The organism is Nostoc sp. (genome assembly GCF_036917975.1).
Taxonomy (GTDB): domain Bacteria; phylum Cyanobacteriota; class Cyanobacteriia; order Cyanobacteriales; family Nostocaceae; genus Nostoc.
The window spans coordinates 18628-32214 of sequence record NZ_JBALEJ010000071.1; the positions used below are offsets into that span (position 1 = coordinate 18628).

Sequence of the window (13587 nt, forward strand, 5' to 3'; positions counted from 1 at the left end):
GCGGATACTGATAATTGCTGTATAGTTTGAGGTATGCCAGATCATACTCTTGGGAGAAACTTTATGATTGCTCTACCTGGTATTGCCATCCAGGACAAGATATACGAAAGTTCTAATTCTCTAGTGTATCGAGGCATCAGAGACGATGGAGTAGCCATCATCGTCAAAATGCTAAAGCTTGATTATCCCTTTTCCCAAGAACTGACTCGCTACAGACAGGAATATAAAATTACCCGCTCCCTAAATTTAGAAGGAGTTGTCAAGGCATACAGCCAGCAGGACTATCAACGCACTCTGGTGATTCTCTTAGAAGATTTTAGCGGAGAGTCCCTAGAGAAATGGATGCACAAGCGCCCAGATATCTTCTGTCCCATGCCTTTATCCACTTTTCTAGGTCTTGCGATCGCTATTTGCAACATTCTAGGCAGAATCCATGCAGCCAATGTCATTCATAAAGATATCAACCCTGGAAACATAGTCCTCAATCTGGATACTGGCGTTGTCAAAATTATTGACTTTGGAATTGCCACCCAATTTAACCGCACGAATCCGACTTTCAAGAACCCTCATGTTTTAGAAGGGACACTCGCTTACCTATCTCCAGAGCAAACTGGGCGGATGAACCGTTTACTTGATTACCGCACCGATTTTTACTCCCTTGGTGTGACGTTTTACGAACTGCTAACCGGACATCTGCCGTTTTCCACCACAGACATACTTGAGCTAATCCATTATCATATTGCCAAACCGCCTGTTTCGCCTCATCAACTGAATGCAACGATTCCCAAACCCGTTTCAGATATCATTCTGAAACTGATGGCGAAAAATGCGGAGGATCGCTATCAAAGTGCTTGGGGAATTAAAGCGGATTTAGAAATCTGTGCCGATCAACTAAAAGAAATCGGTCAAATTAATTGTATTCAACTGGCGCTTCAAGACGTTTGGGATCAGTTTCAAATTCCGCAAAAACTCTATGGACGGGACAACGAAGTTGCACTGTTACTGGCGGCTTTCGTTCGCGTCGCTGCTTTAAAGAACAATTCAGAAACGACTTCAGAAAGGGAACAAACGGGGAACCCAACATTCAAAGTCGAAATGATGTTGGTATCTGGCTATGCTGGAATTGGGAAATCTGCGTTAGTGCAGGAAATCTATAAACCAATCACTGCAAAGCGCGGTTATTTTATCTCTGGTAAATTTGATCAATTTCAGCGCAATATTCCTTACAGCGCGATCGCAGATGCCCTGCAAAAATTGGTGGAGCAACTGCTTGGTGAACCAGATTTTCAAGTGCAAGAGTGGCGATCTCGCCTGCTAACGGCATTGGGCAGCAACGGGCAAATTATCATTGATGTGATTCCGGAAGTGGAATTAATTATCGGCAAACAGCCGCCTGTAACGGAAGTTGGAGCCGATGAAGCTCAAAATCGCTTTAATCGAGTATTCCAGACGTTCATTCGGGTATTCTGCTCAAAAGATCATCCGCTCGCGATCTTTCTCGACGACTTACAGTGGACGGACTCAGCAACACTCAAGTTAATTGAGTTAATGTTGCTGGATGAGCAAACTCAATCACTATTTTTAATTGGAGCTTATCGAGACAATGAAGTAAATCCAACGCATCCACTGGTATTAACATTAGAGAGACTGCGAAAACAAGGGGCAGTGCTTCAGGAGATTATCCTGACACCATTAACTCTGGGTCCGTTGAGTCAATTGATTGCCGAGACGCTACATCAAAATGTAGACACCGTTCGTCCCTTAGCTGAGTTAGTGTTGTGTAAGACTGAGGGCAATCCTTTCTTTGTCAGTGAATTTTTGAGAATGCTACATAGCGAAAATCTGTTGAACTTTGATTTTGAACACTTAAGCTGGCAGTGGAACATAGCTCAGATTCAAGCTCAAGATATCACTGATAATGTTGTCGAGTTGATGTTGATTAAGTTGAAGAAACTACCAGAGAACACACAGCATATTCTCCGGTTAGCTGCTTGCGTCGGTGCTGAATTTAATTTAGATAATCTATCGATTATTTGTGAGAACCCACCTGAAACGGTTTTTCAAGATTTACTAGTAGCCATACAACTTGGATTAATTCAACCACTATCTGAATTAGATGAAAATTTGTTAATTCAAGAGTATAAGTTCTTACACGATCGCGTGCAGCAAGCAGCATACGCCTTAATTGATGAGTCACACAAACAAGTTGTTCATCTCCAAATTGGTCGCAATCTATTGGAGGAGACCTCACCAGAGCAACGATCAGAGCGATTGTTTGAAATTGTGGATCATCTCAATCATGGAATTGGGCTGATCGCAGATCAACAAGAACGAGATAAAATTGCTAGACTGAATCTACTGGCAGCTCAGAAAGCAAAAGCAGCGACCGCCTATAGTATGGCTAACAAATATTTAGCCACAAGTAGAGCATGGCTGGCAGCGTCTAGTTGGCAAACAAACTATGACCTGACATTAGAGTTATATTCAGAAACATCAGAAGTCGAGTATTTGTGTGGTGATTTTGAGCAGGTAGAATGGTGGGTTGCCATCGTTCTACAAAAAGCCCAAACGGTTCTCGACATCGTGAAAGTCTACGAAGTCAAAATTCAAACCGACATCGCGCAGAACCAGCTATTAAAAGCAATTAATACTGGATTGCAAGTGTTGCAGCAACTTGGGATCAGTTTTCCCGAAACGCCTAATCAGTTAGATATTCAGCTTGAACTGGATGCAATCATATCGCTCTTTAGTGAGAAACAGATTGCGGACTTGATCCATTTGTCGGAAATGGTCGAGCCAAATAAGTTAGCAGCAATGCGAATCCTATCAAAAATAGCGATTACTGCCTATATTGCTGCTCCTAATTTGATGCCTCTACTTGTGGCTAAACAGGTCAACTTGTCAATTGAGTATGGCAATGCGTCTATGTCTCCCTTTGCCTATGCCAACTTTGGGTTAATTCTTTGTGGGCTGGTAGGAAACATAGAGTCTGGCTACCAGTTTGGACAGCTTGCTTTAAAGATGTTGTCACAGCCGAACTCTCATTCACTCAAAGCTAGGATTTTGAACATCGTCAATAACTTCATCATCCACTGGAAAGAACATGCAAAAGTTTTATTGAAGCCATTACTAGAAGGTTATCAAAGTGGGCTAGAAACTGGAGATTTAGAGTTTGCCGCCTATTGCGCTTATACTTACTGCTTTCAATCCTATGCCAATGGGAAAGAACTCGTAGAGGTGGAACGCGATATGGTGATCTATGGTGAAGCAATCTATCAAATCAAACAGGAAACGGCACACACCTGGAATCGAATATTTCGACAAGCTATCATAAATTTGATGGGATGCTCGGTTAATCCAACTTATCTCATTGGCGAATCTTACAACGAGAAGAATGAACTGCAACTGTACGAAGCAGCAAATAATGGAAGCACCATCTTTGCTATATATTTCAACAAACTTTTCCTATGCTACCTATTTTCTGAATATGCTCAAGCCGTTGAAAATGGAGATTTAGCAGGAAGTTATTTGATCCGACTAACAGGCACACCCCTTGAGCCTTTGTACTATCTCTATGATTCTCTAGCGAGACTTGTAATATATCTCGATAGCACTGCTCAAGCGCAGGGGGAAATTCTAGAAAAAATTGCGGTTAGCCGTAAGAAAATGAAACGATGGGCAGATTATGCACCAATGAATTATTTGCATAAATATTATTTACTGCAAGCAGAGACTGCACGAGTTTTGGGTCAGTTACTTGAGGCAGAAGAGTTCTACGAACAAGCGATTCAAGGTGCTAGAGACAACGAGTATCTTCAAGAGGAAGCCTTAGCCTATGAATTGGCTGCCAAGTTCTACCTATCTCGTGGTAGGGAAAAGTTTGCTCAGACTTACATGAAAGAGGCACACTACTGCTACGATCGCTGGGGAGCAACGGCGAAGGTGAAAGATTTAGAAACTCGCTACCCACAGTTCTTTCCTCAGCCGTCGGGCATGGCTCACACGCCAATCCACAAAACTTCTGTCACCCCCTCTAATCACTCACCCATTGCTTTCGACTTAGCTGCGGTGATGAAAGCTTCCCTTGCGATTTCGAGTGAAATTGAACTGGATAAGCTACTCAGTTCCTTGATGAAGATTTTAATCGAAAATGCTGGCGCACAAACAGGTTCTCTGATTTTAGAAAACTTAGGAAAATGGGTGATTGAAGCCTCTAGTGAACTTAATGAGGGTGAGAATGTCTATGCTACACAAGTGCTGCAATCTATCCCAACTGCAAATCATCTACCTGAATCAATTATTAATTATGTTATTCGTACTCATGAATCTGTCATCTTAAATGATGCAACTCGTGAAGGAAATTTCATTAATGAGCCATATATTCAGCAGAACCAAACGAAATCACTTCTTTGTTTGCCACTGTTGAATCAAAATAAACTTGTTGGCGTGTTGTACCTGGAAAATCAATTAGCAACTGGAGCATTTACACCGGAGCGATCGCAAGTTTTGCATCTGCTATCCACTCACGCAGCCATTGCCATCGAAAATGCCAAACTCTATGCAAAGCTCCGTTCGAGCGAAAGTAAGATGGCTCAGTTTCTAGAAGCGGTTCCGGTAGGAATTGGAATCATGGATGCGGTAGGTAGTCCTTACTACTTCAATCAAAAGGCAATTCAGCTATTGGGCAAAGAGATAGATCCTTCCATAACACTGGATCAAATCTCAGAGGTTTATCAAATTTATTTAGCAGGAACGGATCAAAAGTATCCAACTGAGAAACTGCCAGTAATGCGGGCGTTGAACGGCGAATGCACTAGGCTCGACGATGCAGAAATTCGCCGAAATAACGCAATAATTCCAGTTGAGGGATGGGGAACTCCAGTATTTGATGAGCAGGGCAACGTGGCTTATGCGATTACAGCCGTTCAAGACATCACGGAGCGCAGACAAGCCGAGCGACTGCTAGCCGACTATAACCGCACATTAGAGCAACAGGTAGCCCAACGAACAGCGGCTTTACAGGAAAGCGAAGCAGCACTGGGCGAGCGAGAACAGGAATTACGGTTGATCACCGATGCTCTACCTGCTTTGATCAGCTATGTAGATGCAAATGGGCACTATCGGTTTATCAACCAGACTTATGAGGTCTGGTTTCTCTGTAGTCGAGATGAAATTCTAGGTAAGTCTGTTCGTGAACTCTTAGGTGAGACGGCTTATCAAATTACTGAACCGTACATCAATCAAGTGCAAGCAGGTCAAATTACAACCTATGAAGCAGAGATTCTTTATCCATTTGGCAAAAAGTATATTAGTACAACCTTCATACCCGATTTTAGTCCCAATGCCCAAGTGAAAGGATACTATGGTCTGGTCATTGACATTAGCGATCGCAAACGTGCCGAGCAAGCTTCAATTCTGGAAGAACGTAACCGCATGGCACGGGAAATACACGATACGTTAGCACAAGCCTTTACAGGTATTGTGCTGCATAACGGAACAGCGATCGAGTTAATTACAAAGAAACCAGAGACGGCTCTAGCACATATGGAAACTGTGGATGAATTAGCCCGCACTGGACTAACTGAAGCGCGGCGATCAGTGACGGCGCTGCGTCCCAAACTCCTTGAGGAGAGAGATTTACCTAATGTTCTCAAATATCTCGCTGCCCAGATGAAACCTTCCACAAATACGAATCTCACCTGTGAAATTATCGGTGCTGCCTATGCTTTATCCTCTGATATTGAGAATAACCTATTACGCATTGGGCAAGAAGCGATCACCAACGCCGTCAGATATGCCCGTGCTACTGAAATTCAAGTTGAATTAGTTTACCAGGAGATGCAGTGCTGTTTACGAGTTAGAGACAACGGGCAGGGATTTGACACAAACCAAATAACGATGAATCAAGGATTTGGTTTATTGGGAATGAGCGAACGATCTGAGTATATTGGCGGTGAACTCATCATCAAAAGTCAGCCTGGTCAGGGCACAGAAATTGTTGTCATTGTGAATCGGGAGTTGGCTGCATGATTCCAGTCATTCGCGTTTTAATTGTTGATGATAATGCCATCGTCCAGCAAGGATTAGCAGCCATCATCACTCAAGAATCTGATATGGCTGTCGTGGGTCAAGCCAAGGACGGGATTGAGGCGATCGCATTATTCCGCCAAGCGCAACCCGATGTGACCCTAATGGACTTACGAATGCCCCAGATGGGAGGCGTTGAAGCGATTGGTACGATTTGCGCGGAATTTGAAGCGGCTCGCATCATGGTGTTGACGACTTATGACGGAGATGAGGATATTTATCAAGGGCTACGGGCAGGGGCAAAGGGCTACTTGCTCAAAGACTGTAGACCCAGCGAACTGCGAACTGCTATTCGTACTGTTTACGAGGGGCAGCACTATATTCCACCGCATGTTGCTGCCAAATTAGTAGAGCGCATGAATCATCCAGAATTGAGTCATCGTGAGTTAGAGGTGCTTCAGTTGGTGGTACGGGGCATGAGCAACCTGGAGATTGGTAATGCTTTGAACATTAGCGAAAGCACTGTCAAATCAAATATCAACCGCATTTTGAGCAAGTTGGGGGCTAAAGATCGCACCCAGGCAACCATTATTGGTTTAAAGCGAGGAATTGCTAGCCTTTAATCTCATGATTCAAACTTAAGTTTGAATAAATCGGAACTTAAGTACAGTTTAATCTTAGTACTTCAGATTGCTAATCGGCGATCTTTTTGCCACTTAAAATATAGACTCTGAATTGATGACAGATTTAAGCTGACTCCGTATATTAAGTCATATAAAGGATTAGTAAGGATTGACAAAAAGAGATTTCACAGTACTACCTGTACAGTGAATGCTTTTTTTGTCAAGGTTTAGAATGAGTCACAATATTTCTGCTGAAGGAACTGGTGATCGCAACCGATTGGTTGTCCCTCCCTCTGAGCGAGACTATCGACAAGGAGGACTTCATGCTAGAGTTGTGCTGGTTGAGTATGGGGATTATCAATGTCCTAACTGTGGAGAACTTTATACCTTAATTAAGACCATTCAAAGACAACCTGATGCAACCTTCCCTGAGGGAAACGATCTCTGCTTTGTGTTTCGACAGTTTCCTCAACCTCAAATCCATCCTCAAGCGCAAAAAGCAGCAGCAGCAGCACTCGCAGCAGGAGCACAGGGGCAATTTTGGCAAATGCATGAGATGCTGTTCAGCCATCAACAGGAGTTGGGAAACGGCTATCTGGTAGAGTATGCCAATAATCTAGGACTTGATATTTCCCAATTTCTGCAAGATATTTTTAAAAAAGTCTACATGGATGCAGTCAATGAAGATATTGAAAGTGGATTATGCAGTGGAGTGACGGCTGCCCCAGCACTGTTTATTAATGGAATTCGGTATAGCGATCACTGGAACATTGAGCAGTTGATGGCAGCTATTATTACTGCAAGTAATTAAGTTTCTTGGTTCTTAACAACACAACCAAAATTACTACTTATTACGCAAGCAATATCCTACCGAATACACTTAAAAAGTCAATTTAGTTTTGTAGAATACCTATTGTTAAAAAGTTTTATCAACTTTTACTTACTCAGAGAACGAACAATGCCCATACAACCAACTTATCCAGGCGTTTACGTAGAAGAAATCAAGAGTGGAGTACGCACGATTACAGGCGTATCTACCTCTATTACTGCTTTTATTGGTCGTGCCTTGCGAGGACCTATAAACGAGCCGATTACTATCAACAGCTACAGCGACTTTGAACGCACTTTTGGGGGGCTGTGGTTGGAAAGTTCCCTTGGCTATGCTGTACGGGACTTTTACCTCAACGGTGGTAGCCAAGCAATTATTGTCCGACTCATTCACTCTAAGCTCAAACAAGCAGAAGGGCAAGCTCTACCGGAAGGGCAAGCTCCACCATTCGGTGAAGCTCCAAGACAAACTGAAGCCACTGCTAAGAAGGCACAACTAAATGTTCCTGGACTCAACTTAGAAGCAGCAAATGAAGGCAGCTGGGGAAATGCTTTAAAAGTGCGGATAGATATTAATGTAATAGGTGACGCAGAGTCACAAAAACTATTCAACATTACAGTTCTGGATCAAAATACAAGTCAACTGGAACTATTTCGCAACGTATCGGTGCTACCAAATCATCCAAGGCGAGTAGATAAAGTCTTATTGAATGAGTCTTATTTGGTTCGATTTAGAGAAGAATCTCTGCCAATAGAAAGACCATCTGCTCATGCCGATCCAACACCTGATAAAAGATTGTGGGATGATAATAAAAATCCAAATACCAAAGGGACAAATACCAAAGCGGAAAACGGTTCGGATGGTGACGATCTAGATGTGAATGACTTCACAGGGGTAAATAAAGAAGCAAATAAACAAGGTCTTTATGCTTTAAATAAAGCCGACCTGTTTAATATGCTTTGTATTCCGCCTTATAAAAACGATGGCAATATAGACTATGACTCTTTAGTCGATTCAGCAGCAGAATTTTGTAAAGAGCGTCGCGCGTTTTTCATCATCGATCCGCCTAGTGATTGGACTGATAAGGATAAGGCCAAAGCTGGTATTCAGAACCACCTTGGTGAACCAACTAGTTATGCTGCTGTTTTCTTTCCTAGAATCAAGCAGCCAAATCCTTTACGGGAAAATCAAATAGAAGAATTTGTTCCTTGTGGTGCGATCGCGGGTGTATTTGCTCGAACTGATGTTCAACGCGGTGTGTGGAAGGCTCCAGCAGGTACAGAAGCAACATTGACAGGTGTACCACAATTGAGTGTACCTCTAACAGATTCAGACAATGGGGAATTGAATCCTTTGGGAATTAATTGTTTGCGAATTCTACCAGCTTATGGTCGTGTGATTTGGGGATCGCGGACGCGGAATGGAGATGACCGTCTTACGGATGAATGGAAGTATATTCCGGTTCGCCGTTTCGCGCTTTTCTTGGAAGAAAGTCTTTATCGCGGTACGCAATGGGTTGTCTTTGAGCCAAATGACGAGCCGTTGTGGGCGCAAATTCGCTTGAATCTTGGAGCTTTTATGCACACTCTCTTCCTTCAAGGAGCCTTTCAAGGTCGTAAGCCGGAAGATGCTTACTTTGTGAAGTGTGATAAAGAAACAACAATCCAAAATGATATTAACTTAGGAATTGTCAATATCATTGTTGGTTTTGCTCCTCTCAAACCTGCTGAATTTGTCGTTCTTAAAATTCAGCAAATAGCCGGACAAATAGCAGTTTAAGGAGAAATATATGCCTTCTATTTCAGGTAAACGTTTAGACCTTTACAAAAACTTTAAGTTTGTTGTGAAATTCGCTGGTAAGGACGTGGCTGGGGTAAGTAAAGTCAGTGGTCTGAAGCGAACCACTGAGGTCATAGAACACCGTACAGGTGGCGACCCTAGCACTGTCTATAAGTCTCCAGGACAAAGCAAGTACGATCCCATCACTTTAGAACGAGGTGTTAGCAAAGATACTGATTTTGAACAATGGGCAAATAAAGTCTGGGCGCTTGGTGGTAGTCCAGAAGTGTCTCTGGCAGATTTCCGTAAAGATATCACTATTGAGGTTCGTGATGAAGCTGGTCAGCCAAAGGGTTCATATAACGTTTTTGGTTGCTGGGTTTCGGAATATCAAGCTTTACCAGACTTGGATGCTAGTGCTAATGCTGTCGCTATCGAGTACATAAAGATAGAAAACGAAGGTTGGGAACGTGCTTCATGATTAACTCGGCTTAGTTAATCAAGATTTAATTGTTTAACCAGCAGGAAATTAACTATACGATTCCTATATGCGATCGCTATCAGCCTCAGAACTGTTAAATATCTGGGAGTGGGGACTTAATCAGCCATCTTGGTCTAAAGCAATCAAGCTACTAGCTAGTGCTTGTCCTGAAACCTCCATAGATATGCTTACTCAACTCAGTCTCGGTCAGCGTGATGCTATGCTGCTGACATTGCGGGAGTGGACATTTGGTTCACAACTGGTTAGTCAAGTCACCTGTCCAAACTGTGGTGAAGTCTTGGAACTCAATTTTGATATTGCAGATATTCGTGTAGCACCACTGTCACTTGAACCAGTTGAGAAATATTGTCTTGAGCTTGCTGATTATCAGGTGAGTTTTCGTCTACCAAACAGTTTAGATATGATAGCGATCGCTGAACACAAACAGCCAGAGATTGCTCAAGAGATTTTATTAGAACGCTGTATTTTGCAAGCAGTGTGTAACGGTGAATATCTGCTGTTTCAGCAATTACCATCTCATACCAGAGATACAATTATTACCCAAATGGCTGAAGCAGATCCTCAAGCAAATGTGCCAATTGATATTTCCTGTTCCGCTTGCAACCACCAATGGCAATTATTATTTGACATTGTGTCGTTTTTCTGGGCTGAGATTAACGCTTGGGGATTTCGAGTGTTGCGAGAGGTACATACTTTGGCTGCTGCTTACAGTTGGCGTGAAGCTGATATTTTGGCGATGAGTCCCAGGCGGCGACAATTGTACTTAGAGATGGTGACGGACTGATGAGCAATTATCTCTTTCATTTAGTAGCTAAAAGCTTTAACTTAATCGATACAGTTCAACCTCTTGTCTTATCAGTATTTGAACCGTTACCAGAGTCTACCCTTGACTGGGAGCCATCGATTACCACAGAATCAACTGAGTTAGAAACAACATCAGAAGCGGAAAAATTTCCCAATTTTGACATTGTGCAGTTGTTGGAGAAGCGATGCCTGCGGCGAGCTTCGCTAACGCCTACAACAATAGGGCAAATATCTGAAGAGATAACTAACCCCCTCTTAAGTAATTTAACTTCAACACCTGTTCCATTTTCCCAACCAATACTAAAGTCAATTCCTAATTTGACACAAAAGCCTGACTTAGAATTATCCTCCAATTGGAATTTTTCAGATTCAGTTCTGACTCAAATCAGTACTGATAATCAGCAATTGACTTCAAACCCAGAGCAAAAAAAAAGTAGTACTCCACCAACTTTTGCTCCTGCTCAATTATCACAGAAACAAGTAAGTAAAATTAATCCTGTTGTTTCTTCTGTCCAACCTTCAAACTCAGAGCAAAAAACAAGCACTACCACACTAAATTTGGTTCCTGGTCAGTTATCACAGAAACAACTAACTAAAATTAATCCTGTTGTTTCTTCTGTCCAAACTTCAAATATAGTAAACTGGGAACGATTGATAACTCAACGTTTTGTAGAATTAGAAAGATTTTCATCGACTACAAATCAAATAGTACCTAATCTTAACACAGAGCTATTGAAGTCTGCACTTGTGCCACAAACAAAGACTTCCCTATCGAATCATCTCGTTTCTGTACACAACACAGAATCAAATACTTCTCTCTCTAACCCCATCTTTGAAAAGAGGCAGATTCCACTTAAATCTTTCCCCCAGCAACTAATTACAATCAATCGTCTGGGTTTATCTTTGCAATCACCTTTAAAGTCAGATTTGCAAACATATTTCTCCGAAAACCCAACAAAGACAGTAATGTTTTCCTTTACTCCTCAAGAAAAAATATTTTCTTTACAAAATCTAAATCCCGCAATTTCAAGGACTGCGATCGCAAAGGAAAACAATACTCCTGTCTCAAACTTAGTTGGTAAAAAATTAGGAGAACTTACAACTGAATTATTAAAAAACCAATCAATTGAAATTAATCAAGAAGTTTCTCCTAATCTTTTACAAAATGTATTGTATTTGAAGCAATATCTCCTACAAAACCAAGCAGAAACCAGCACTATTATATCAATTCCTAGTGTTCAAAAACAGGGAAAATCTGCAACTGAAAACTTACATAAGCAACCTACAGAAATTAATCCAGTCTTTATCCATTCTCAGTTACCACAAGTCGAAAGTTCTGAGGACTTTCCTCCTCAACTTCAATCACAATCAACAGCCATGTCTACGATGGGAAACTCTTGGAAAGGCTACACCAACGTCTACGCACCTGCTATTTCTCAAGTTTTGCCTTTAACACCTGTGCTAGCAGTGGAAACTAGCACTCCTGCTTCTACTGTAATTCAACTACAGGAACAACCTATAGCTGAATTACCACAAAAGCGATCGCTACAAACAAGAAATATATCAACTTCAGAAATATTATCAAGTCAGATTATAGAAGAACCAACAGCGATGTCTACGACGGGCAACTCTTTGAGAGGCTACGCCAATGCCTACGCACCTACAAGCGAGGGGGTACTACTTTTAACACCTGTGCCAACTATGGACACTAGCATTTCCGCCTTAAATCCTGTAATTCAACTTCAAGTACAACATGGAGCGATACCTTCTCTACGAGACGCTACGCATAATTTGCTTCCCCGTAGGGGTACGGTAAGCTCCGCTAACGCATCTACTATTGATAGTACCTTAGCGAATTCACACAAACAGAGTTTAACACCTACAATTGCTACAGAAACAATTGCCGAACCCCAGGAAAAACTTACGTCTAATGTGCCAGAAAATCAGCAGAGGTTTGTCCACAAAAATGTTTCATCAATACAGCCATTTATCGCAGATGCTTCTGCTAAACTATCTTCGCTTGAGACAAACAGTTCTACTGCACCATTCGTAAATAATCTATCATCATTTGTCGCTTCACAACCGATAACTCAGTTAACTGCTATTAATTCAGATATAATACCAATTCCTGCTTTACATCCTTCAACCCCAGAAATTGACATACAATCACAAGTCAACTTTTCTGACTTTCACTTGTCTGATTTCCGTAGAGAAAAAGCTTCTGCTCAGGAAGTCGGCTTACAAAACTATAATAAGAGCGATCGCAAACATATTAATATCCAGAAAATTGGCGTTATCGAACAGTGGGATGAATTGGGGCAAGCTGGGGGAGAGATGAACGTTAATCACGCCCATCATCCCGCAAATATGCAACGCCAGAAAATTAATCCCAATGAAGGTATATTCATTAGCCCAGTTGAAAACTTAATATTACCCCAGAACCCATCCCCTAACCTCTCTATGTCTGCGGATAGATTTAAAAAGCGCCAACATATTGGTATCCAGAAAATTGGTGTTGTCGAACAGTGGGATGAATTGAGACAAGGTGAGGCAGAGATGAACGTTAATTACGCCTATCATCCCGCAAATATGCAACGCCAGAAAATTAATCCCAATGAAGGTATATTCACCAGCCCAGTTGAAAACTTAATATTACCTCAGAACCCATCCCTTAACCTCTCTATGTCTGCGGAGAGAGGCAAAGATGAAGTGAAGTCTTTGTACTTTACGCAATTAGAGGAATCTGATTTCAGACCGCTATCTGGGCCTATCAATGACCTCACTGTAAAAAATTTGTCAGTCATTGCAGCTAGTAGCAAAAAAGTCCAGAACCGTTGGCGAAGCCCGTCGCAGACATCGCCAGTGGGTTTGGATACACCACCTAAGATTCAAGTCACAATTGGTCGGCTAGAAATTCGCAGCGCAGCCCCAGCACCACCTCCGCCTCGACCAAAGCCCCGGACAACATCATCTGTGATGAGTTTGAATGAATACTTGCAGCGACGTGCCAGAAGGAGGTAAGT

General features: G+C 42.1%; 7 protein-coding genes. All 7 read left to right on the forward strand.

What is annotated here, in order from left to right; translation table 11 throughout:
• Positions 1–63: 63 nt before the first annotated feature.
• The 7 genes from V7K76_RS25605 (at position 64) to V7K76_RS25635 (ending at position 13585) form a co-directional block, all read left to right on the forward strand.
• Positions 64–6030 carry an AAA family ATPase gene (locus tag V7K76_RS25605; protein WP_334953872.1) on the forward strand — a complete coding sequence of 1989 codons (5967 nt, stop codon included), beginning with the start codon at positions 64–66 and terminating at the stop codon, positions 6028–6030.
• Positions 6027–6650, forward strand: a complete 624-nt coding sequence (locus tag V7K76_RS25610) for a response regulator transcription factor (RefSeq protein ID WP_334953873.1) — start codon at positions 6027–6029, stop codon at positions 6648–6650. Before V7K76_RS25605 ends, V7K76_RS25610 begins: the two co-directional genes overlap by 4 nt.
• A 232-nt stretch (positions 6651–6882) precedes the next feature.
• On the forward strand, positions 6883–7461 hold the full coding sequence (locus V7K76_RS25615) for a DsbA family protein (protein ID WP_334953874.1): 579 nt from the start codon (positions 6883–6885) through the stop codon (positions 7459–7461).
• Between the two features lie 147 nt (positions 7462–7608).
• On the forward strand, positions 7609–9258 hold the full coding sequence (locus V7K76_RS25620) for a phage tail sheath family protein (RefSeq protein WP_334953875.1): 1650 nt from the start codon (positions 7609–7611) through the stop codon (positions 9256–9258).
• Positions 9259–9268: 10 nt separating this feature from the next.
• Complete coding sequence (locus tag V7K76_RS25625; protein WP_292876722.1) at positions 9269–9739, forward strand: phage tail protein; 471 nt, start codon at positions 9269–9271, stop codon at positions 9737–9739.
• Positions 9740–9806: 67 nt separating this feature from the next.
• Entirely contained in the window at positions 9807–10544 is a 738-nt protein-coding gene (locus tag V7K76_RS25630) for a T4 family baseplate hub assembly chaperone (protein ID WP_334953876.1), read from the forward strand.
• A complete protein-coding gene (locus V7K76_RS25635) occupies positions 10544–13585 on the forward strand; it encodes a hypothetical protein (RefSeq protein ID WP_334953877.1) in 3042 nt (1013 codons plus the stop codon). Before V7K76_RS25630 ends, V7K76_RS25635 begins: the two co-directional genes overlap by 1 nt.
• The last annotated feature ends 2 nt before the right edge of the window (positions 13586–13587 follow it).